Genomic DNA, 21,991 nt, shown 5'->3' with positions numbered 1-21,991 from the left:
CGTATGCCTGTTTGATATTGGGGCTTTCCGACAAGCTTTTTAAAATTAATGGCCTTAACAATTTTTATCTTCCACGGGCATCATCCCATTTATTGCGCTCATCCTGAAGCTCACGCGCCAGTTTCATTTCTTTGTCTTTAGCTTTTACTTTATGGGCCTGAAACTCGTCAGCAACTTCCTGGTAAAGCTGAGTCCGGTAAGTAGCTTCCTTCCTGAATTTTCCTGACTGAATGATTACAACCGCAAGGCCAATGGCTAATAATATGATCAATGCCCAAACTATGGTGTTATAGGTACCTTTATTAAATGAAATGCCCAGAAAACTAATTTCGTTTACGGATGCATTCGCGCTGGCCAGTGAATTTTCTTTTCCGGAAACTTCGCCTTTTAAACTGGCGATGTTATCTGTCTGGGTTTTAATTTCTTTTCTGGCTACCTGAAGTTCTCTGCGTTCTTTTCTCAAAGTATCATTCACACTTTTCCATAAAGATGATAATCGGGTAGGATTGATCAGCCTTGCGCCATATAAACTTTTCGATTTTCTTAACATGAATTCATACTGTCCATTTAGAGAAGGGTCAGTGTTTTTCGATGTGTCTTGCTTAGCTTGTCCAAACGCAACGTTTAAAATCAGCATAGCCCCTAAAAACAAAAGGGTAGGTTTAAGTTTCTGCATAGTTTAAATATAGGTGTTAAATTGTAAAACTACATTTTTATCCAATCCTCAACTAATCTAATTTGGTAAATTCATTATCAAATTGATAAAAATGATTTCATATAATCTATAGATTAACACTTTTATATAACTTTTATTATAAATTAATTCACGATAGATTACATTTGCCTCATGCAAATAGGAATTATCGGTTTAGGCGACATGGGCAAGTTGTATGCCCTTTCGTTCGTAAATGCTGGCTATAGTGTATGTGGGGCAGACATGCCATTGCGTTTTAGTGATCTGAAAAATGAACTGGAACCAAAAGGTATTGAAGTATTAATCGATGGACATGAGGTTGCGAGAAAATCAGACTTTATCATCTATTGTGTTGAGGCTGAAAAAATTGATGAAGTGGTGGCCAATTTCGCCCGTTCAACGAAGTTTGGTGCCATTGTTTCCGGGCAAACTTCTGTTAAACATCCTGAAATTGCTGCATTTGAAAAACATCTTCCACAGGATACACAGATCGTTACTTGTCATTCATTGCATGGTCCGGCTTTCAGTCCCGAGGGACAAACTTTGGTAGTGGTACGCCACAGGGCAACCGATGATGTGTACATTAGGGCGTTAGAAGTTTACAAGTCTCTCAAATCAAATATTATTGAAATGGATGATTATAGGGAGCATGATAAGATTGTAGCCGATACACAGGCCGTTACGCACATGGGGTTCGAGAGTATGGGATCAGCCTGGAAGAATGCCGGGTTTTTTCCCTGGGATAATCCTGCTTACGCCGGGGGAATAGATAATGTAAAAATTCTAACTACACTAAGGATTTTTAGTTATAAATCGCATATCTATGCCGGTCTCGCCATTTTAAATCCTTATGCACAGAAGCAGGTGAAGTATTATGCGCAGGCAGAATCAGAGTTATTCAAGCTGATGATTTGTGAAAATGAAACTGCGTTCCGCGAGAAGATATATGCTGCAAGGGATTTTGTTTTTCACGAAAGTCGCCAGCTGCTATTACTTGATGATAACATCATGAAAGAATTTAGCCTGTCTGACGCCAATCATAAGCTCAAACCAAATTCTCATCTCAGTTTATTGAGCATGGTTTATGCATGGTATAAAATGGGGGTTAATCCATATGATAACATGATTTGTCAAACTCCGCCTTTTAAATTGAGATTAGGCATTGCAGAATATCTTTTTAAAAATGAATCTATGCTTGAAGAGTCGATAACCACTGCACTTTATGATAAATCTATCAGAGGGGATGATTTGGAATTTCATACTGCAGTTCATGAGTGGGCATCGATTATAGGTTATGGAGATTTGAATGGTTACAAGGCTCATTTCGAAGCAGCAAAGTCTTTCTTTGCCAATCGTTTAAATGACGGAAGGGATTTAAGTGCCGAAATGATCAAAAGGTTAGGGAAATAGATAAGCCTCATATACGTACGTGATTTTATTCAGATAATCGTTCGTTTACCCCAAACACGTATCTTATATTTGCCCGTATGTCGGTGTTGCTGTTTACCCTTATCGTTTTGTTAGGCTCTCTGCTAGCCGGTTTAGTGGGTTCTCTTACCGGTTTGGGAGGCGGGGTTATTATTATTCCCTTACTTACCCTTGTTTTGGGTGTCGATATACACTACGCAATAGGAGCATCAATTGTCTCGGTAATCGCTACCTCATCCGGATCGGCAGCAGCATATGTTAAAGAGGGAATTACGAATATCAGAATAGGGATGTTTCTTGAAATTGCAACTACTGTTGGCGCAGTTTGCGGTGCAATTGTAGCAGTTTATCTGAATGCAAGCTACATCGCCATCATTTTTGGTTGCATACTTATCTTCTCGGCAATTATGGCCCTCAGGAAAAAAACAGATCACAGTACACTGGACAGAAGCGACAGGTGGGCAAATTTCTTCAATCTCAATGGAACTTATCCGGATAAAGGGATTATGCATGAATATGCGGTAAAACATATACCTGCGGGCTTTTCGATGATGTTACTTGCAGGAACACTATCCGGGTTATTGGGGATTGGGAGCGGAGCATTAAAGGTTATTGCAATGGATAATATCATGCGCCTCCCTTTCAAGGTATCTACCACAACCAGCAATTTTATGATGGGCGTAACAGCAGCTGCCAGTGCAGTCGTATATCTGCACAGAGGACAAATTGATCCGGGTATTGCCATGCCTGTTTGTATCGGTGTACTAACCGGGGCTACTTTGGGCTCAAAGCTGTTGCTAAAAGTTAAGACCGGTAAACTTAAAATTGTTTTTGCGGTGGTGGTTACCTTTCTTGCTCTGCAAATGATTTATAAAGGAATTAGCGGATTATAATTGATGAGGCACAATAAAAATTCAGGTGATAAAGATATTCAGGTCATTTTAGGTATCATGCTTCGTGCCGGAGTAGTGATATCCATGACCATTGTGCTGGTTGGAGGTTTTATTTTTCTATTTCACAAGAAAGGCTCAGTTACCGATTATAGGGTATTTAAGCCTGAGCTTGCGAAGTTTTCTTCTATTATTAAAATAGTTAAAGGAATTCCTTCCCTGGAGGGGGATGCCATCATTCAGTTTGGTATATTGATGCTGATTTTCACACCGATAGCTCGAATTATCTTTGCCATTATTAGCTTTTTTATAGAGAAAGACTACCTGTATGTGCTTATCGGGTTTATCATTTTAACCATCATAACCATAAGTTTAGGTGGTGGATTGGCACATTAATCTGTTAATTAATCTTAAACTCCATCATATCAGCAATTTATTTGAAAAAATATTTCGCTAACTATTTGAAAATTAATAATTCTTGTCTATCTTTGCCGTCCCTTTCGGGGGATTGAACAACCACCTTGAACGAAGCCCTACTGCTTCGATGGGTGTTAAAAAGAAAAGATAAAATGTCAGGAATTATTGGAAAAAAAGTAGGAATGACCAGTATTTTCGATGCAGAAGGAAGAAACATTCCTTGTACTGTAATCGAAGCTGGGCCTTGTGTAGTTACACAGGTAAAAACCGAAGAAAAAGACGGTTATTCATCTATCCAGTTAGGATACGATGAGGCTAAAGAGAAAAACACAACTCAACCGTTAAAAGGCCATTTCGCTAAAGCGAACACAACTCCAAAACGCAAACTGGTAGAATTTGATTCATTTACAGCTTCACTTAATTTAGGTGATGTAGTAACTGTTGATGCATTCGCAGAAGGTGATTTTGTTGATGTTGTAGGTACCTCTAAAGGTAAAGGTTTTCAAGGTGTTGTGAAACGCCACGGATTTAGTGGTGTTGGTATGCAGACTCACGGTCAGCACAACCGTTTACGTGCGCCAGGTTCACTGGGTGCGTCATCATTCCCTTCACGTGTATTCAAAGGAATGCGCATGGCTGGAAGAACAGGTGGAGACAGAGTAAAAATTCAGAATTTACAAATTTTGAAAGTTTATGCTGATCAAAACTTATTAGTAGTTAGTGGTTCCGTTCCAGGAGCTAAAGGTTCTTACGTAATCTTAGACAAGTAATCAAATGGAAGTTAAAGTATTAAACATTTCAGGTAAAGAAACAGGTGCCAAGGTGCAACTTCCTGAATCGGTATTTGGTATCGAGCCTAACGACCACGCGATTTATTTAGATGTAAAACAGTATTTGGCTAATCAACGTCAGGGTACTCACAAATCTAAACAACGTAATGAGATTGCTGGTTCTACCCGTAAACTATACAAACAAAAAGGTACAGGTGGTGCACGTGCCGGAAGCATTAAATCTCCGTTGTTTAACGGTGGTGGTCGTGTTTTTGGTCCTCAGCCACGTGATTATAGCTTTAAATTGAACAAGAAATTAAAATCATTAGCACGTAAATCTGCTCTAGCTTATAAAGCAAAAGATAACAGTGTGGTGGTTTTAGAAGATTTCAACTTCGATACTGCTAAAACTAAAAACTATACAAGTTTATTGGCTGCGTTAAACGTAGGTACTCAAAAAACTTTGTTGGTTTTACCTGCACAAAATAATAATATCTATTTATCAAGCAGAAACGTTCAGAAAACCAAAGTAATCTCGGCAGCAGATTTAAATACTTATGATGTATTAAATGCTGGTGTACTTGTGTTAACTGCAGATTCTGTTAAAACTTTGGAGGAGGCATTTGCCAAGTAATATGGAAATTTTAAAAAAACCAATATTAACCGAAAAAGCTTCAGCTTTAACTGAGAAATCTAACCGTTTCACATTCGCTGTTAATCACAAGGCTAACAAAATCCAGATTAAAGCGGCTATTGAGAAATTGTACGGTGTAACCATTGTTGCAGTTAACACAATGGTTGTTGATGGAAAAGCGAAATCTCGTTACACTAAAGCAGGTTTTGTTTCAGGCCGTAGCCCGAAATTCAAAAAAGCAATCGTAACGTTAAAAGACGGCGAAACAATAGATTATTACGCAACTCTTTAATTTAATAATTAATTATAACTATGGGCTTAAGAAAATTTAAACCAGTTACTCCAGGTACCCGCTTCAGAGTTGGTGCTAGTTTTACGGAGATTACAGCAACCAAGCCCGAAAAATCATTGGTTGTATCATCAAAAAAGTCTGGTGGACGTAACAATACAGGTAAAATGACTATGCGCTACATGGGTGGTGGTCATAAAAAATCGTATCGTTTAATCGACTTCAAACGCGATAAATTCGATATTCCTGCAACAGTAGCTACTGTTGAATACGATCCAAACCGTACTGCCCGCATCGCATTATTACACTATGCTGATGGCGAGAAGCGTTATATCATTGCTCCAGAAGGTTTGCAAGTTGGTTCGGTAATTCTATCGGGCGATAAAGCTGCACCTGAAGTAGGTAACACTTTAAAATTATCGAACATTCCATTAGGTTCAATTATCCACAACGTGGAGATTCACCCTGGAAAAGGAGCACAATTGGCTCGTAGTGCAGGTGCTTACGCACAATTAGCTGCCCGCGATGGTAAATATGCTACTTTGAAAATGCCTTCAGGCGAAACCCGTTTAATCCTGACTACTTGTCTTGCTACTATCGGTGCTGTATCTAACTCAGATCACGCTAACGAAGTATTAGGTAAAGCAGGTCGTAAGCGTTGGTTGGGCCGTCGTCCGAGAACCAGACCGGTAGCGATGAACCCAGTAGATCACCCAATGGGTGGTGGTGAAGGTAGATCATCAGGTGGTCACCCACGTTCAAGAAATGGTGTTTTAGCTAAAGGCTTTAAAACCAGAGAACTTAAAAAATATTCTAATCGTTACATCATAGAGAGAAGGAAGAAATAATGGCTCGTTCGATAAAAAAAGGACCTTATATTGACCATAACGTAGAGAAAAAAGTAAACTCTATGAATGATTCAGGCAAAAAGTCTGTAATCAAAACTTGGTCTCGCAGATCAATGATATCACCAGATTTTGTGAATCATACATTTGCAGTACACAATGGAAATAAGTTCATCCCTGTGTACGTTACAGAAAACATGGTTGGTCACAAGTTGGGAGAATTTGCTCCAACCAGAACATTCAGAGGACACGCTGAAAAGAAAAAATAATTAGACAATGGAAGCAATAGCAAAATTAAACAATTGTCCAACCTCACCGCGTAAGATGCGTTTGGTTGTAGATCTTATCAGAGGTGAACGTGTAGAAAAAGCATTAAGTGTTTTAAAGTTTACCAACAAAGAAGCAGCGATAAGGGTTGAGAAATTATTATTATCTGCAATTAACAACTGGGAAGCAAAAAATGGCAAAACTTCTGATGGAAGCGAGTTATTTGTTAAAACAATTATGGTAGATGGTGGTCGTCAACTTAAACGTTTACGTCCGGCACCTCAAGGTCGTGGATATAGAATTCGTAAGCGTTCTAACCACGTTACGCTGATTGTAGATAGTAAAATAACAGAAACAACTCAAAACTAATTAGGAAATGGGACAAAAAGCAAATCCAATAGGTGCCAGGTTAGGAATTATCAAAGGATGGGATTCTAACTGGTTCGGTGGCAACAACTACTCCGATAAATTAGTTGAAGATGAGAAAATAAGAAAATACCTTTCTGCCCGTATCGCTAAAGGTGGTGTTGCTAAAGTTGTTATCGAGCGTACGTTAAAACGTATCACCGTAACAATTCACACAGCACGTCCAGGTATTGTAATCGGTAAAGCAGGTGCTGAGGTAGATAAAATCAAAGAAGAGTTAAAGAAACTGACTAAAAAGGAAATTCAAATTAACATCTTTGAAATTAAACGCCCTGAACTTGATGCACAATTAGTTGCAGAAGGTGTTGCTAAACAATTAGAAGCAAGGATCTCATTCCGTAGAGCAATGAAATCTTCTATCGCATCGACCATGCGTATGGGTGCTGAAGGTATCAAAATCATGACTTCTGGTCGTTTAGGTGGTGCTGAAATGGCACGTACTGAGCAGTACAAAGAAGGAAGAGTGCCTTTGCATACATTCCGTGCTGATATCGACTATGCTTTAGCTGAAGCTTTAACCACTTATGGTAAAATCGGCGTTAAAGTATGGATCTGTAAAGGTGAGGTTTATGGAAAACGTGATTTGTCTCCAAACATTGGTTCAACAAACAACGGTCCAAAAGGCGCATCAGATAAACCAGCATTCGGTGGAAGAGATAACCGCGGTGGCGGAAGAGATAACCGTGGCGGTGGTAACGACAGACGTGGTGGAAACCAAGGCGGCGGTCGTGGTCCTGGCCAGGGTGGTCCAAACAGAGGTGGTGGCGCAGGCGCTAACAGAGGTCCTCGTAAATAATTGATTTATTAACATCGTTTAACGATTAGAACAAAATAAAATGTTACAGCCAAAAAGAACGAAGTTCAGGAAGATGCAAAAAGGCAGAATGAAAGGTTTAGCTTCTCGTGGAGCTGAATTAGCATTCGGATCTTTCGGTATCAAATCTTTAGAAGCTACTTGGATTACAAGTCGCCAGATAGAGGCTGCCCGTATCGCCGTAACACGTTTCATGAAACGTGAAGGTCAGGTATGGATCAGAATTTTCCCGGACAAACCGGTAACTAAAAAACCTGCTGAGGTACGTATGGGTAAAGGTAAAGGTGCTCCTGAATACTGGGTAGCAGTTGTTAGACCTGGACGTGTAATTTTCGAAGCTGAAGGTGTGCCTTTAGAAGTTGCTAAAGAAGCATTACGTTTAGCAGCTCAGAAATTACCAATCCAAACCAAATTCGTAGTACGTAGGGATTACGTAGAAGCATAGTAAAGTGTTGAGGTGAATGTTGTAAATACTTGTTTATTATAACCGCTACACTCAACGTAAAAGAAAAGAAAAATGAAAAATTCAGAAATCACAGGGCTTTCAAAAGAAGAATTAGTAGCTAAGATTGCGGAAGAAACAGAGAACTTGTCAAAATTAAAGTTCGCTCACACTATTTCAGCTATCGAAAATCCTTCGCGCATTGCAAAAGTAAGGAAAGACATAGCCCGTTTAAACACGCAGTTGACTCAAGTGAAAAACACTGAAGTAGCTACTGAAACTAAATAATTTGATAGTCGACATGGAAAGACAATTAAGAAAAACAAGAACTGGGTTAGTGGTAAGCAACAAGATGGATAAATCTGTTGTGGTGAGCGTTGAGCGTAAAGTAAAACACCCAATTTATGGTAAGTTCGTGAAGAAAACTACCAAATTTATGGCTCACGACGAGAAAAATGAGTGTGGTATCGGTGATACGGTATTGATTATGGAAACTCGTCCTTTGAGTAAAAACAAGAACTGGAGATTGGTACAAATTTTAGAAAGAGCTAAATAAGATGGTACAACAGGAATCAAGATTAAACGTTGCTGATAACAGCGGCGCAAAAGAAGTATTGGTAATTCGCGTGCTAGGTGGAACCGGCAAACGTTATGCTTCAATTGGAGATAAAGTAGTTGTTACCGTGAAAAGCGCTTTACCGTCAGGTAACATTAAAAAAGGTACAGTTTCTAAAGCAGTTGTTGTAAGAACAAAAAAAGAAATCCGTCGTAAAGATGGTTCTTATATCCGTTTTGACGATAATGCTGCTGTATTATTGAACGCACAGGATGAGCCAAGAGGTACACGTATCTTTGGCCCGGTTGCGAGAGAACTACGTGAAAAACAATTCATGAAAATTGTATCATTAGCACCGGAGGTATTATAAAATGGGAAACAAAGTAAATACACCAAAACTTAAAATCCGCACTGGAGATTTAGTTAAAGTAATTGCTGGCGATTCAAAAGGTCAACAAGGAAAAGTACTTTCAGTACAAATAGATAAAAACAGAGCCATTGTAGAAGGCATTAACTTAGTATCTAAACATACTAAACCAAATGCTGCAAATCCGAACGGTGGTATTATTAAAAAAGAGGCTGCTCTTCACATTTCTAACCTGATGTTGGTTGATCCAAAATCTGGTAAAGCTACACGCGTTGGTCGTAAACTAAACGCTGATGGTAAAATAGTTAGAGTGGCTAAAATTTCAGGGGAGGAAATTAAATAATGGCTACTACACCAAGATTAAAAAGCAAATACAAAGAAGAAGTTGTAAATGCATTGAAAGAAAAATTTCAGTACAAAACTGTAATGCAGGTTCCAAAGTTGGAGAAAATCTGTATCAATCAGGGTGTTGGTCGTTTTTCTGTTACTGACAAAAAGATTATGGATACCACTATCGTTGAGTTGACTACCATCACTGGTCAGCAAGCGGTTCCGGCACAGTCTAAAAAAGATATCTCAAACTTTAAATTACGTAAAGGTATGCCTGTAGGTGTACGTGTAACATTACGTGATAATAACATGTATGAGTTCTTAGATCGTTTAATTTCAGTAGCTTTGCCACGTATTCGTGATTTCAAAGGTATCAATGATAAAGGATTTGACGGAAAAGGTAACTACACTTTAGGTGTTACTGAGCAAATCATTTTCCCTGAGATTAATATCGATAAAATCAATAAAATTTTAGGGATGGATATAACTTTCGTAACTTCGGCAAAATCTGATGTTGAGGCGCTTGAGTTATTGAAACAATTCGGCTTACCATTTAAAAATCAAAAAACTGCAGAATAATGGCAAAAGAAGGTGTAAAAGCACGCGAAGTTAAGCGCCAAAAATTGGTGGCTAGATACGCTGAAAAACGTGCAGCTTTAAAGGCTGCAGGAGATTTCGAGGGTTTAGATAAATTACCTAAAAACTCATCTCCGGTACGTTTGCACAACCGTTGTAAATTAACTGGTCGTCCACGTGGTTATATGCGTACCTTTGGTATTTCAAGGGTAACATTCCGCCAAATGGCACTAGACGGTAAAATTCCAGGTGTTAAAAAAGCATCTTGGTAATATAAAGTAACTAGTACAGAGTATCAAGTATCAAGACCAATTGGTTTCCTGATACTTGATACTTATGTCTATGTACGCTAAAAAAGAATTTTAACCGATAGCAGGTCCCACAGCTGGGTAGCAGAAGGAAACCACTATCAAAAACAATAAATAATGAATACAGATCCAATAGCAGATTATTTAACAAGAGTAAGGAATGCCATTAAGGCCAACCACCGTGTTGTAGAAATTCCTGCATCAAACCTTAAAAAAGAAATTACAAAAGTTCTTTTCGATAAAGGTTACATCGCGAACTACAAGTTTGAAGATAACACAGTTCAGGGCACTATTAAAATCGCTTTGAAATATAATCCGATTACTAAAGTTCCTGCTATTCGTACTTTAGTGCGAGTAAGTAAACCAGGTTTGAGAAACTATGCTGGTGTTGAAAATATGCCAAGAGTATTAAACGGTTTAGGTATCGCAATCTTATCTACTTCTAAAGGTGTAATGACTGATAAAGAAGCAGCCAAATTAAATATTGGTGGTGAGGTATTGTGTCACGTTTATTAATATTTAGGAGAACAGCACAATGTCAAGAATAGGAAAAGCCCCAATTACAATCCCAGCAGGTGTTACAATTACCGTATCAAATGATAACGTAGTAACTGTAAAAGGTCCTAAAGGAGAATTAACTCAAACAGTAGATTCAGATATCACTGTTAGTCAGGAAGATGGAATTTTGTCAGTTCAACGTCCATCAGAACAAAAGAAACACAAAGCCTTACACGGTTTATATCGTTCATTGCTTAACAATATGGTTGTTGGTGTTACAGAAGGTTACAAATTAACTCAGGAATTAGTAGGTGTAGGTTACCGTGCTACAAACACAGGTAATACATTAGATTTAGTTTTGGGTTATTCTCACCACTATGTATTTCAATTACCAGCGGAAATCACCGTTACTACTCAATCAGAAAAAGGTCAGACTCCTAAAATTATTTTAGAAAGTATCGACAAACAATTGATTGGTCAGGTAGCAGCGAAAATCCGTTCATTACGTGCACCAGAGCCTTACAAAGGTAAAGGTATCAAGTTTGTAGGTGAAGTGTTAAGAAGAAAAGCAGGTAAATCAGCATCTAAAAAATAGTAATCATGGCAGGTAAAAAATTATCAAGAAGAGATCGTATTAAAAAAGGGATCAGAAAAAGACTTACCGGTTCGGAAGAGCGTCCAAGGTTATCTGTATTTAGAAGCAATAAAGGAATTTATGCGCAGGTAATTAACGATGTAACCGGTCAAACAATAGTTTCAGCATCATCATTATCTAAAGATTTTGCAGGTACTGGAAGCAAAAGCGACCAATCAATTGCAGTAGGTAAATTAGTTGCCGAAAAAGCAATTGCAGCTGGTGTTAAACAAGTTGTTTTCGATAGAAATGGCTATTTATACCACGGTCGTGTAAAATCGTTGGCAGAGGGTGCCCGCGAAGCTGGTTTAGTATTTTAATCTGAAGAAAAAGTAAGATGTCAACTATTAATATAAAAAGAGTAAAAACCACCGATATCGAATTAAAGGATCGTTTGGTTAGTATACAACGTGTTGCCAAAGTAACCAAAGGTGGTCGTACTTTCAGCTTCTCAGCAATTGTTGTTGTGGGTGATGAGAACGGTGTTGTTGGTTTCGGTTTAGGTAAGGCGAAAGAGGTAACTGAAGCAATCGCTAAAGGTGTGGATGATGCCAAAAAGAATTTGGTTAAAGTTCCAATCTTAAATGGTACCGTTCCTCACGAACAAATTGGTAAGTTCTCAGGTGGTTTTGTATTAATCAAACCAGCTGCAGTAGGTACCGGAGTAATTGCTGGTGGTGCGATGCGTGCTGTATTAGAAAGTGCTGGGGTTCATAACGTATTGGCAAAGTCTAAAGGCTCATCAAACCCGCACAACGTGGTAAAAGCAACTGTTGATGCATTAACTAAAATGCGTGATGCTTATACAGTAGCTCAAACTCGTGGTATTGATTTAAACAAAGTTTTTAACGGATAATATCATGGCTAAGATCAAAATAACACAAGTAAAAAGCGTTATCGACAGAAGCGAGCGCCAAAAAAGAACCGTTCAGGCTTTGGGTTTATCTAAAATGAACCAAAGTGTTGAGGTTGAAGCTACACCACAGATTATCGGTATGGTTCGCAAAGTGAATCATTTGGTAGCTATCGAAGCAATTTAATAAAATTTTAAAGCTAGTTCGGGATAAACCTGTACTAGCTTTATATATGTTTAATCGTTGTACCTGTTTAGTGAAAGCGAAGGGCAACACAAATTCAAAAAAATGAATTTAAATACTTTAAAACCTGCAAAAGGTTCTACAAAAAACAGCAAAAGAATTGGTCGTGGTACAGGTTCTGGTCGTGGTGGTACTTCAACCCGTGGTCACAAAGGTGCGGGTTCTCGTTCTGGTCACTCAACCAAAATCGGTTTTGAAGGTGGTCAAATGCCTTTACAACGTCGTGTGCCTAAAGTTGGTTTCAAACCGATTAACCGTACTGAATACGTAGGTGTAAATTTAGATGTACTTCAGGAATTAGCTGAGAAACATAACTTAACAACTATCGATTTCGCAGCGTTACAAGCACATGGTTTAGCTTCGAAAAACGACCTGGTTAAAATTTTAGGTCGTGGTGAAGTTAAAGCAAAATTAGACGTTACTGCACATGCATTTTCTGCAACCGCACAAAAAGCTATCGAAGCTGCAGGTGGTTCCATTGTAAAATTGTAATTATTAAATGAAGAAGCTATTTACTACTTTAAGTAATATCTGGAAAATTCAAGAATTAAAAGAGCGTATTTTATTTACGCTCTTAATTCTTTTGGTATACCGTTTTGTATCTCACGTGGTTTTACCAGGTGTAGATCCGACTGCTTTAGGCGCTAACGAAAAATCAGGACTATTAGGCTTACTGGATATGTTTGCCGGTGGTTCGTTCTCTCGTGTGTCTATCCTAGCATTAGGCGTAATGCCTTATATCTCTGCATCTATTGTGGTGCAACTATTGGGTATTGCTGTTCCTTCTTTTCAAAAAATGCAGAAAGAGGGCGAAAGTGGTAGAAAGAAAATGAACCAGATTACCCGTTACCTAACGGTAGCGATCACAATCGTTCAATCTGTAGGTTACGTTAAAACGCAAGTTCCGGCAGAGGCAATTTTGTTACCAAACACGTTATTTTTAGTTTTATCTACGTTTGTATTAACGGCAGGTACCTTATTTGTGATGTGGTTAGGTGAAAAGATTACCGATAAAGGTATTGGAAACGGTACTTCACTAATCATTATGGTTGGTATTATCGCCCGTTTACCAGTTGCTATTTCTCAGGAGTTTAGCGCCCGTGTTGGTTCTGCCAGTGAAGGTGGAGGTCCGGTAGCGTTAGTGCTGGAAATCGTTGCATTATTTGCAGTTGTAATGTTTACCATTTTAATTGTTCAGGGTGTACGTAAAGTACCTGTGCAGTATGCAAAGAAAATTGTTGGTAACCGTCAGTTCGGTGGTGTTCGTCAGTATATCCCTTTAAAGGTAAATGCTGCCGGTGTTATGCCGATCATCTTCGCACAGGCCTTGATGTTTATCCCTGGTGCTTTAATGCAATTTGTTCCATCATTGCAAGGTTCATGGTTAATTCAGTTTAGTAATACAACTTCGTTGGCCTATAGCTTAACGTTTGCATTTTTAATTATCGCGTTTACTTTCTTTTATACTGCTATTACAGTAAATCCAACTCAAATGAGTGATGATATGAAGAAGAACGGCGGTTTTATTCCAGGCGTTAAACCGGGTTTTGCAACATCAAGTTTTATTGATGATGTAATCTCTAAAATTACCTTTCCAGGAGCGGTTTTTTTAGCAATTATTGCTATTTTACCTTCTTTGGCAGTTAAATTTGGTATTAAACAAGAATTTGCACATTTCTTTGGTGGTACTTCATTGTTGATTTTGGTTGGTGTGGTATTAGATACTTTACAGCAAATTGAAAGTTATCTTTTAATGCGTCACTACGATGGCTTAATGAAGACTGGTAGAGTTACTGGCAGAACCGGCGTTCCTGCTGCAAGCAGCAATGCTGCACTATAGTGGCAATAATTATGTTGGATGATAAATCGGGCGATAGAAGCCATTAGATAGCTACTCTCTCTCAATTGACGCATTCAAAACTTAAATGATGTCCAAAATTTATTACAAGTCTCTTGACGAGATTGAATTAATAAGAGAAAGTTCCATGCTTGTTTCAAAAACTTTAGCTGAAGTGGCAAAAGTAATAAAGGCAGGCATGACTACTTTAACACTGGACAAGCTGGCTTACGAATTCATTAATGATCATGGGGCGATCCCTGCATTTCTAAATTACAATGGTTTTCCAAACTCTCTTTGCATATCCCCGAATGAACAAGTTGTTCATGGGTTTCCAAGTGGTTATGTGATACAAGATGGTGATTTGGTTTCTGTTGATTGTGGTGTAGTTAAGAATAACTATTTCGGTGATTCTGCATATACATTTGCTATCGGGGAAATTGATGCTGAAAAACAAAAGCTTTTAGAAGTAACAAGGCGCTGTCTTGATCTGGGAATAGAAAAAGCTGTTGCTGGCATGCGTGTTGGAGATATCGGTTTTGCCGTTCAACAATTTGCTGAGCTTAACGGTTTTTCTGTTGTAAGAGAGCTTGTTGGGCATGGTGTAGGTATTAACCTTCATGAGAAACCCGAGGTTCCCAATTATGGCAAACGTGGCGCTGGACCAAAACTTGAAGAAGGAATGGTTATCGCGATAGAGCCCATGATTAATGCAGGGGTTGCAGGTGTTAAGTTCCATAAAGATGGGTGGACGGTAACTACGAATGATAATAAACCATCAGCACATTTTGAACATACTGTTGCTGTTAAAAAGGGTAAAGCAGATGTTTTATCAACCTTTTCTATCATAGAAGAAGTTTTACAACAAAATAAATAAATAATTAAAAATTTTTATTTAATTTTGCAACCCTGTTTAGAAGCAGCTAATTAAGTAACAATCAATAAAATATGGCTAAACAAGCCTCAATTGAACAAGACGGAGTAATAAGGGAAGCATTATCAAATGCGATGTTCCGGGTAGAACTTGAGAACGGACACGAGATTATTGCCCACATTTCAGGAAAGATGCGGATGCACTACATCAAAATTCTTCCTGGTGACAAAGTAAAACTAGAGATGTCTCCTTATGATTTAACAAAGGGACGCATCACTTATAGATACAAATAAAATGAAAGTTAGATCATCAATTAAAAAACGTAGCGCTGATTGTAAGATTATTCGCCGTAAAGGTAAACTTTACGTTATCAACAAGAAAAATCCTAAGTATAAGCAACGTCAGGGGTAATTAAAAAATATTGTAATGTACCGTACAACGGTGGCCCGCCGTTCGGAATTACTTAAAAAAATAAAGAAATATGGCAAGGATTTCAGGTATTGATTTACCAAGAAACAAAAGAGGAGAGATTGGTTTAACTTATATCTATGGTATTGGTAGAACTACTGCACAACGTATTTTAACTACTGCAGGTATCGATCTAAACAAAAAAGTACAGGACTGGTCTGATGATGAGTTATCAGCAATCCGTACAATGATCAATGATGAAATTAAAGTAGAAGGTGCTTTAAGATCAGAGGTTCAGTTAAACATCAAGCGTTTAATGGATATTGGTTGTTACCGTGGTTTACGTCACAGAAAAGGTTTACCTTCTCGTGGTCAGCGTACTAAAAATAACTCACGTACTCGTAAGGGTAAGAGAAAAACAGTTGCTAACAAGAAAAAAGCTACTAAGTAATAATTGATAGATATGAGATGTGAGATTCAAGATGTGGGAACCATGTCTTTATCATCTGCTCAAATCTGGAATAAAAGAGAAAAAGTAGGATACTGAGTATCGGGATAGAGAAAGTCTCATATCTCAAGTCTCATATCTAAAATCTAAAAGATAAAATGGCTAAGAGTAAAAAAGTAACAAAAAAACGTATCGTTGTAATTGAGCCTGTCGGTCAGGCGCATATCAATGCTACTTTCAACAACATCATCGTTACATTAACCAATAACAACGGACAGACTATTTCATGGTCGTCTGCTGGTAAAATGGGCTTTAAAGGTTCTAAAAAGAACACGCCGTATGCAGCTGGTCAAGCAGCTTCAGATTGCGGTAAAGTTGCGTTTGACTTAGGTTTACGTAAAGTTGAGGTTTTTGTAAAAGGTCCTGGTTCAGGTCGTGAATCTGCAATCAGAACTTTGCAAGTAGCAGGTATCGAAGTAACATCTATCAAAGATATTACGCCGCTTCCTCACAACGGATGTCGTCCTCCTAAAAAGAGAAGAGTTTAATTAATTTTAAAGCTAAGAATCTCCAGCTACAGGTTGGATGATACTTTAAAAACAGAAAAAAATGGCAAGATATACAGGCCCCAAATCAAAAATTGCCCGTAAATTCAGAGAACCAATCTTCGGTCCTGATAAGGTATTAGACAGAAAAAATTATCCTCCTGGACAACACGGTGTGTCTAAAAGAAGAGGAAAACAATCTGAGTATGCAATCCAGTTAATGGAGAAACAAAAAGTAAAATATACTTATGGTGTATTAGAAAAGCAGTTCAGTAACTTGTTTAAAAAAGCTTCTTCACGTGCTGGTATCACAGGTGATAACTTACTTCAATTGTTAGAAGCACGTTTAGATAATACAGTTTACCGTTTAGGTATTGCAACAACCCGTTCTGGTGCACGCCAGTTAGTTAGCCATAAACACGTTACTGTGAATGGCGAAGTTGTAAATATCCCTTCATACCAGTTAAAAGCAGGTGATGTTGTGGCGGTTCGTGAAAAATCTAAATCTTTAGAATCAATTAGTAACTCTGTTGCAGGCAGAACAATCAATAAGTTTGCCTGGTTAGAATGGAATGCTAGCGAGTTAACTGGTAAGTTCTTAACTTATCCTCAGCGCGACGAGATTCCTGAAAACATTAAGGAAAACTTAATCATCGAGTTATACTCAAAGTAATAAATAAGATAGTTAATTACCTCGAAAGGGTAATTAACTTTTTTCTTGTTACTATATATTCAATAACGAATTTAAAAAAATATAAATGGCAATTTTAGCATTTCAGAAACCAGACAAAGTGATCATGCAGAAATCAACTGATTTCGATGGCACATTTGAATTTCGTCCTTTAGAGCCCGGTTTCGGTGTAACAATTGGTAATGCCTTAAGAAGAATTTTACTTTCTTCATTAGAAGGTTATGCTATTACTACTATTCGTTTTTCAGGCGTTTCTCACGAATTTTCTACCATAAAAGGTGTTGTGGAAGATTTAACTGATATCATTTTGAACTTAAAACAAGTGCGTTTTAAGAAAACTGGTGATTCTGGTGATGCTGAGAAAGTTTTCATCATTGTAAACGGTCAGGATCAGTTTAAAGCCGGTGATATTACTAAATTCTCTAACAACTTTACAGTTTTAAACCCTGAGCATGTTATTTGCAATATGGATAAATCTGTTACTTTGGAAGTTGAATTAACGATCAATAAAGGTCGTGGTTATGTTCCTGCTGAAGAAAATAAAGTTGCTGATGCTGTGGTAGGTGTAATCGCTATCGATTCGATCTACACACCAATGAAAAACGTGAAATATACCATTGAAAATTTCCGTGTTGAACAAAAAACGGATTATGAGAAATTGGTATTAGACATTTCAACTGATGGTTCTATCCACCCAGAGGAAGCGTTAAAAGAGGCAGCTAAGATTCTTATCCAGCACTTTATGCTATTCTCGGATGAGAATTTAGTATTAGAGTCGCAGGCAAAAGAAGAAACTAAAGAAGTTGACGAGGAAATTTTACACATGCGTAAAATCCTTAAAACTGAATTAGTGGATATGGATCTTTCAGTTAGGGCATTAAACTGCTTAAAAGCTGCTGACATCCGTACTTTAGCTGATTTAGTTTCTTATGATGTGGCTGATATGTTAAAATTCAGAAACTTCGGTAAAAAATCTTTAACAGAGATTCAGGAATTAGTAAAATCAAAAGGTTTGTCATTTGGTATGAACCTGTCTAAATTTAAGTTAGACGAAGAATAAACGTTGGGCGCCTAGCGCCAAACGTTAAATAAATAATTTTTAACAGTGTATAATTCCCTCTGAGACAGAGACGGTATGCACTTAATCAAAGAACAATGAGACACGGTAAAAAAGTTAATCACTTAGGCAGAACCGACAGCCACAGAAAAGCAATGTTAGCTAACATGGCTACTTCACTTATTAAAGCAAAAAGAATCGTTACTACTTTAGCTAAAGCGAAAGCTTTACGTAGTTATGTGGAGCCAATTATCACTAAATCTAAAAGTGATACTACCCACTCACGTCGTATTGTATTTTCTTATCTACAAGATAAAGAGGTGGTAACAATTTTGTTTCGTGAAATTGCTGAAAAGGTTGCAAATCGTCCAGGTGGTTACACTCGTATCATTAAATTAAACAACCGTTTAGGTGATAACGCTGAGATGGCTTTAATCGAATTGGTAGATTATAACGAAGTTTACGGTAAAGAATCGGAAGCTAAAGAAGAGAAGAAAACTACTCGTCGTGGAAGAAGCAAAACTGCTGCTCCTAAAGCTGAAGCTACCGAAGAAGCTGCAACTGAAGCACCTGCTGCTGAGGAAGCTACTGAAGAAGCAAAAGGAGAATAAATTTATTCACCTTATAATGAAAGGTCCTGTTCGAAAGAGCAGGACTTTTTTTTTGGGTCTATGCTTTAGGCCTGTTCCGTTTAATCAAAAGTCAGACAAACGTTTGCTTCATTTTTTCATTACATAGCAGTAATTCGACTATGTATCTATAAATTAGCTTAAAATACTATTGCAATGAAATTTAAGCTTTTTCTTCTTTTCCTTTTTTTTTCTTCACTGTCTGTTAGCGCCCAGATTTTAAAATATACCAATGGAAATGGTGCCTGGAATCCTGACTCGTTGGGTAACCACCGCGTTGTAATCTTTTTCAAGGGGGTAGGCAAAGTAGCGCATACTAGAATTCTTTGGCGCCGTCGTGATGAGCACCCCGGGTTAAAGGGAATGATTGTGCAGAATGAAAAAGGAAAAAACGTTAGGGTATTAGGAACTGAAAATTTCAGCAGGGAAAGTGCTGATATCTATTTTGAGGCTCCTGATCATGGTAAGTATTATGTTTACTATCTGCCGTATAAGAACGAAGGGCGAAGTAACTATCCTAAAGGTACATATCTTAAGGCAAACAACATCAAACTGTCTGGGAGCGATAAGGTTGCAATTAACGCCAGCCCCTTAGAAATTCAGTCAATTGATTCATTCAATAGCTTTTACCCTATGGAGGTTATCGCAACTGCAAAGGAAACAGCTGCTCTCGTATCCAGGTATCCTAATAAGCCCTTTCTGGTGTTTCCTGAGGACAGAATGTTTCCTGTTAAGATGCAGAGGGATTTGCCTTACCGCTGGATACATCAGGGGCCGTCAAAAGTTTTTGTAGGTTCGGCAAGTAGGGGTGAAAATTATTCTTTTCAGTTAGGCATTTACGCGTTAAAACAATTAACAGATGTAAAAGTTAGTTTCGGCGATTTGAGGTCTGCCAAAGGCAATAGCATTTCCTCAAAGTATATTACTTGTATAAACACTAATGGAACAGGTTATGACAGCAAGCCTTTAACAAATGTTGTGACTGTAAATAAGGGAAATGTTCAGCCACTTTGGATTACGGTTAACATTCCGAAAAACATGCCTGCCGGAGTTTACAAAGGTAAGTTCACGGTAAAGTCTAATGGTGCCGCTAAGATAATCGATATACAATTAAATGTTGCTAATAACCTTTTGGCAGATGCTGGGATAGGAACGCCTGAGAAACAGACCCGTTTAACGTGGCTGAATTCTACACTTGCACAGGCCAATACCGTTGTGGCACCCTATACTTCTTTAAAAGTTAACGGAAATGTAATTTGCCTGCTGGGCAGGAAATTTGAAATTAATGCAGATGGTTTTCCAAAACAAATCCAGACGTATTTCAATTCCGAAATGACGGATTATACAGATAAACCCAATAATATTTTATACGAGCCGATACACTTTCATTTTTATACCACTCCTAAAACACAGGAGAAATTTACCACTGCTGGCCTGCAAATTACTACTAAGGAAGATGGAATAGTTAAATGGGTAGCCGGTAATACTTCAGAAAACCTGAAGATGAATATTGAAGCATCGCTGGAATTTGATGGTTATGTTCATTATAGCGTTAAAGTTGAAGCTCTAAAAGATGTTAGCTTTTCTAATATTAATTTCCATATCCCTTTCGATAAGAATTCTACAAACTACTTGATGGGCCTGGGTGAAAAAGGCGGATTAAGGCCCGATACTGTACAGTGGAAGTGGGATGTTGGACACAAAAATCAAGATGCTGTATGGATAGGAAATGTAAATGTGGGCCTATATTACAACTTAAGGGATGAAAACTACGTGAGGCCCTTGAACACCAATTTTTATCTTCAGAAGCCTTTAGTATTACCTAAATCATGGGGTAATGAGAATAAAGGAGGAATTCAGATTAATGTAAAAGGAAGTTCGATGCTGGCAGATAATTTTACCGGAGCGAGAACAATGAAAAAAGGGGAGGTGCTGTATTATAATTTTAATCTGCTCATTACCCCATTCCATTTACTCGATACCGATTTTCAGTGGGATAACCGTTTTTACCATAAATACGGCGATCTTGATTCGATTAAAGCAACTGGTGCAACCGTAGTAAATATACATCATGCCACACCGGTTAACCCCTGGATAAACTATCCGTTTATTGAATGGAAAAAAATGAAATCGTACGTTAATGAAGCACATCAGAAAGGATTAAAAGTTAAGATTTACAATACGGTTCGCGAGCTTTCCAATCATGCCTATGAATGGCCCGCCTTGAGAAGTTTGGGAACCGAGGTTTATTCGCCAGGTAAAGGTGGCGGTTTTAGCTGGTTGCAGGAACATTTGGATTCAAACTACATTGCTGCCTGGTTTGTACCGGAGATCAAGGATGCTGCGATCATAAACAGTGGCATGAACCGCTGGCATAACTATTACGTTGAGGGAATGAACTGGCTGGTTAATAATGTTGCTATCGATGGCGTTTATCTTGATGACGTAGCATTCGACCGTATTACCATGAAACGGATTAAACGTGTCCTGACTCAAAATAATCACCCAGGTATTATTGATCTGCATTCTGCTAATCAATATAATAAAAGCGACGGTTTTAATAACAGTGCCATCCTTTACATGGAACATTTTCCATATTTAAACCGGTTGTGGTTTGGAGAATATTTCGATTATGAAAAAAATAAACCCGATTTCTTTTTGACCGAAATAAGCGGTATTCCATTTGGCTTGATGGGCGAAATGCTACAGGACGATGGCAACCCCTGGCGCGGAATGATTTACGGTATGACAAACCGGTTGGGTTGGTCTGATAAAAGTGACCCCAGGCCATTGTGGAAGGTCTGGGATGATTTTGGAATTAAAGGTTCGGCAATGATAGGCTATTGGAGTGATAATTGCCCGGTAAAAACAGATAATCCAAAAGTTTTGGCAACGGTATATAAACAGAAAAATAAAACAATGGTTGCACTGGCGAGTTGGGATGAGGCAGATACAAAAGTTAATCTGACAATTGATTGGGGTAAGCTGGGATTAGATGCTGCGAAGGTAAAAATTTCCGCCCCGAATATTGATAAATTTCAGCCTTCAGGAAGTTATCCAGAAGGAAAATCTATTCCTGTTGAAAAAGGGAAGGGTATGATTTTGATTCTGGAGTAGTTTACACTCCTCTATTCATCATGCGAAGAGCGGCGGCAAAGCAATCTTATTTGTGTTAAGACTGCTTCGCCAGCTGATAAAGCCACTCTGTAATGATGGTTTG

34 protein-coding genes are annotated in these 21,991 nt (G+C 38.2%); 33 read left to right on the top strand and 1 reads right to left on the bottom strand.

Translation table 11 applies throughout. The features are described from left to right. Positions 1–64: 64 nt before the first annotated feature. A complete protein-coding gene (locus AC570I_RS11110; RefSeq protein WP_047798779.1) occupies positions 65–676 on the bottom strand; it encodes a hypothetical protein in 612 nt (203 codons plus the stop codon). A 171-nt stretch (positions 677–847) separates the two neighbouring features. Between AC570I_RS11110 and AC570I_RS11105 the strand changes: the two genes are divergently transcribed. The 33 genes from AC570I_RS11105 to AC570I_RS10945 all read left to right on the top strand — a co-directional run bounded on the left by AC570I_RS11105 (position 848) and on the right by AC570I_RS10945 (position 21,888). Beyond that, complete coding sequence (locus AC570I_RS11105) at positions 848–2,104, top strand: NAD(P)-binding domain-containing protein (RefSeq protein WP_497405478.1); 1,257 nt, start codon at positions 848–850, stop codon at positions 2,102–2,104. Positions 2,105–2,181: 77 nt separating this feature from the next. Beyond that, complete coding sequence (locus AC570I_RS11100) at positions 2,182–3,015, top strand: sulfite exporter TauE/SafE family protein (protein WP_047798777.1); 834 nt, start codon at positions 2,182–2,184, stop codon at positions 3,013–3,015. 3 nt (positions 3,016–3,018) lie between these two features. Beyond that, on the top strand, positions 3,019–3,408 hold the full coding sequence (locus AC570I_RS11095) for a DUF1634 domain-containing protein (RefSeq protein WP_047798776.1): 390 nt from the start codon (positions 3,019–3,021) through the stop codon (positions 3,406–3,408). A 173-nt stretch (positions 3,409–3,581) separates the two neighbouring features. Next, on the top strand, positions 3,582–4,199 hold the full coding sequence (gene rplC / locus AC570I_RS11090) for a 50S ribosomal protein L3 (protein ID WP_047799068.1): 618 nt from the start codon (positions 3,582–3,584) through the stop codon (positions 4,197–4,199). Between the two features lie 4 nt (positions 4,200–4,203). Continuing rightward, complete coding sequence (gene rplD, locus AC570I_RS11085; protein ID WP_010599909.1) at positions 4,204–4,833, top strand: 50S ribosomal protein L4; 630 nt, start codon at positions 4,204–4,206, stop codon at positions 4,831–4,833. Position 4,834: 1 nt separating this feature from the next. Continuing rightward, complete coding sequence (gene rplW, locus AC570I_RS11080; protein ID WP_047798775.1) at positions 4,835–5,125, top strand: 50S ribosomal protein L23; 291 nt, start codon at positions 4,835–4,837, stop codon at positions 5,123–5,125. 20 nt (positions 5,126–5,145) lie between these two features. Then, the gene (gene rplB / locus AC570I_RS11075; protein ID WP_047798774.1) at positions 5,146–5,970 is read left to right on the top strand and encodes a 50S ribosomal protein L2; all 825 of its coding nucleotides are present in this window, start codon (positions 5,146–5,148) and stop codon (positions 5,968–5,970) included. Next, positions 5,970–6,236, top strand: a complete 267-nt coding sequence (gene rpsS, locus AC570I_RS11070; protein ID WP_010599906.1) for a 30S ribosomal protein S19 — start codon at positions 5,970–5,972, stop codon at positions 6,234–6,236. Before rplB ends, rpsS begins: the two co-directional genes overlap by 1 nt. 7 nt (positions 6,237–6,243) lie before the next feature. Next, positions 6,244–6,603: a 50S ribosomal protein L22 gene (gene rplV, locus AC570I_RS11065; RefSeq protein WP_047798773.1), complete on the top strand. Its 360-nt coding sequence runs from the start codon at positions 6,244–6,246 to the stop codon at positions 6,601–6,603. Positions 6,604–6,610: 7 nt separating this feature from the next. Further along, complete coding sequence (rpsC, locus tag AC570I_RS11060) at positions 6,611–7,456, top strand: 30S ribosomal protein S3 (RefSeq protein WP_047798772.1); 846 nt, start codon at positions 6,611–6,613, stop codon at positions 7,454–7,456. A 40-nt stretch (positions 7,457–7,496) separates the two neighbouring features. Then, positions 7,497–7,919: a 50S ribosomal protein L16 gene (rplP, locus tag AC570I_RS11055; protein ID WP_010599903.1), complete on the top strand. Its 423-nt coding sequence runs from the start codon at positions 7,497–7,499 to the stop codon at positions 7,917–7,919. A 72-nt stretch (positions 7,920–7,991) separates the two neighbouring features. Then, the gene (gene rpmC / locus AC570I_RS11050; protein ID WP_047798771.1) at positions 7,992–8,204 is read left to right on the top strand and encodes a 50S ribosomal protein L29; all 213 of its coding nucleotides are present in this window, start codon (positions 7,992–7,994) and stop codon (positions 8,202–8,204) included. 13 nt (positions 8,205–8,217) lie between these two features. Next, positions 8,218–8,472 (top strand): 30S ribosomal protein S17, encoded by a 255-nt coding sequence (rpsQ, locus tag AC570I_RS11045; protein WP_010599901.1) that lies wholly within the window; start codon positions 8,218–8,220, stop codon positions 8,470–8,472. A gap of 1 nt (position 8,473) precedes the next feature. Next, positions 8,474–8,842, top strand: coding sequence for a 50S ribosomal protein L14 (rplN, locus tag AC570I_RS11040; RefSeq protein ID WP_010599900.1), 369 nt, complete (start codon positions 8,474–8,476; stop codon positions 8,840–8,842). A gap of 1 nt (position 8,843) precedes the next feature. Next, complete coding sequence (gene rplX, locus AC570I_RS11035; RefSeq protein WP_047798770.1) at positions 8,844–9,182, top strand: 50S ribosomal protein L24; 339 nt, start codon at positions 8,844–8,846, stop codon at positions 9,180–9,182. Continuing rightward, a complete protein-coding gene (rplE, locus tag AC570I_RS11030) occupies positions 9,182–9,748 on the top strand; it encodes a 50S ribosomal protein L5 (RefSeq protein ID WP_047798769.1) in 567 nt (188 codons plus the stop codon). Before rplX ends, rplE begins: the two co-directional genes overlap by 1 nt. Next, positions 9,748–10,017 (top strand): 30S ribosomal protein S14, encoded by a 270-nt coding sequence (gene rpsN / locus AC570I_RS11025; RefSeq protein WP_010599897.1) that lies wholly within the window; start codon positions 9,748–9,750, stop codon positions 10,015–10,017. Before rplE ends, rpsN begins: the two co-directional genes overlap by 1 nt. Before the next feature lie 153 nt (positions 10,018–10,170). Then, positions 10,171–10,569 carry a 30S ribosomal protein S8 gene (gene rpsH, locus AC570I_RS11020; RefSeq protein WP_047798768.1) on the top strand — a complete coding sequence of 133 codons (399 nt, stop codon included), beginning with the start codon at positions 10,171–10,173 and terminating at the stop codon, positions 10,567–10,569. A 19-nt stretch (positions 10,570–10,588) separates the two neighbouring features. Beyond that, positions 10,589–11,146, top strand: a complete 558-nt coding sequence (gene rplF / locus AC570I_RS11015) for a 50S ribosomal protein L6 (RefSeq protein ID WP_497405477.1) — start codon at positions 10,589–10,591, stop codon at positions 11,144–11,146. Between the two features lie 5 nt (positions 11,147–11,151). Next, the gene (gene rplR / locus AC570I_RS11010; RefSeq protein ID WP_047798766.1) at positions 11,152–11,505 is read left to right on the top strand and encodes a 50S ribosomal protein L18; all 354 of its coding nucleotides are present in this window, start codon (positions 11,152–11,154) and stop codon (positions 11,503–11,505) included. Positions 11,506–11,522: 17 nt separating this feature from the next. Further along, on the top strand, positions 11,523–12,041 hold the full coding sequence (rpsE, locus tag AC570I_RS11005) for a 30S ribosomal protein S5 (protein WP_010599893.1): 519 nt from the start codon (positions 11,523–11,525) through the stop codon (positions 12,039–12,041). 4 nt (positions 12,042–12,045) lie between these two features. Then, entirely contained in the window at positions 12,046–12,225 is a 180-nt protein-coding gene (gene rpmD / locus AC570I_RS11000) for a 50S ribosomal protein L30 (RefSeq protein ID WP_010599892.1), read from the top strand. Positions 12,226–12,327: 102 nt separating this feature from the next. Next, a complete protein-coding gene (gene rplO, locus AC570I_RS10995; protein ID WP_497405476.1) occupies positions 12,328–12,774 on the top strand; it encodes a 50S ribosomal protein L15 in 447 nt (148 codons plus the stop codon). 7 nt (positions 12,775–12,781) lie between these two features. After that, the gene (gene secY, locus AC570I_RS10990; RefSeq protein WP_047798765.1) at positions 12,782–14,122 is read left to right on the top strand and encodes a preprotein translocase subunit SecY; all 1,341 of its coding nucleotides are present in this window, start codon (positions 12,782–12,784) and stop codon (positions 14,120–14,122) included. A gap of 88 nt (positions 14,123–14,210) precedes the next feature. Beyond that, entirely contained in the window at positions 14,211–14,996 is a 786-nt protein-coding gene (map, locus tag AC570I_RS10985; protein ID WP_497405683.1) for a type I methionyl aminopeptidase, read from the top strand. A gap of 71 nt (positions 14,997–15,067) precedes the next feature. After that, positions 15,068–15,286 (top strand): translation initiation factor IF-1, encoded by a 219-nt coding sequence (gene infA / locus AC570I_RS10980; protein ID WP_010599888.1) that lies wholly within the window; start codon positions 15,068–15,070, stop codon positions 15,284–15,286. A gap of 1 nt (position 15,287) precedes the next feature. Then, the gene (gene rpmJ, locus AC570I_RS10975) at positions 15,288–15,404 is read left to right on the top strand and encodes a 50S ribosomal protein L36 (RefSeq protein ID WP_010599887.1); all 117 of its coding nucleotides are present in this window, start codon (positions 15,288–15,290) and stop codon (positions 15,402–15,404) included. 70 nt (positions 15,405–15,474) lie between these two features. Continuing rightward, a complete protein-coding gene (rpsM, locus tag AC570I_RS10970; RefSeq protein ID WP_010599886.1) occupies positions 15,475–15,852 on the top strand; it encodes a 30S ribosomal protein S13 in 378 nt (125 codons plus the stop codon). Between the two features lie 155 nt (positions 15,853–16,007). Continuing rightward, the gene (rpsK, locus tag AC570I_RS10965; protein WP_010599885.1) at positions 16,008–16,397 is read left to right on the top strand and encodes a 30S ribosomal protein S11; all 390 of its coding nucleotides are present in this window, start codon (positions 16,008–16,010) and stop codon (positions 16,395–16,397) included. 61 nt (positions 16,398–16,458) lie between these two features. Further along, entirely contained in the window at positions 16,459–17,067 is a 609-nt protein-coding gene (gene rpsD / locus AC570I_RS10960) for a 30S ribosomal protein S4 (protein WP_010599884.1), read from the top strand. Positions 17,068–17,152: 85 nt separating this feature from the next. Continuing rightward, positions 17,153–18,145 (top strand): DNA-directed RNA polymerase subunit alpha, encoded by a 993-nt coding sequence (locus AC570I_RS10955; RefSeq protein ID WP_047798763.1) that lies wholly within the window; start codon positions 17,153–17,155, stop codon positions 18,143–18,145. A gap of 95 nt (positions 18,146–18,240) precedes the next feature. Continuing rightward, positions 18,241–18,753 carry a 50S ribosomal protein L17 gene (gene rplQ / locus AC570I_RS10950; RefSeq protein WP_497405475.1) on the top strand — a complete coding sequence of 171 codons (513 nt, stop codon included), beginning with the start codon at positions 18,241–18,243 and terminating at the stop codon, positions 18,751–18,753. A 174-nt stretch (positions 18,754–18,927) separates the two neighbouring features. Further along, positions 18,928–21,888 carry a glycoside hydrolase domain-containing protein gene (locus tag AC570I_RS10945; RefSeq protein ID WP_497405474.1) on the top strand — a complete coding sequence of 987 codons (2,961 nt, stop codon included), beginning with the start codon at positions 18,928–18,930 and terminating at the stop codon, positions 21,886–21,888. Positions 21,889–21,991 lie beyond the last annotated feature (103 nt).

The sequence above is a fragment of the Pedobacter sp. A2324 genome, from assembly GCF_059693705.1.
This window is presented reverse-complemented; position numbering and strand designations above follow the sequence as displayed.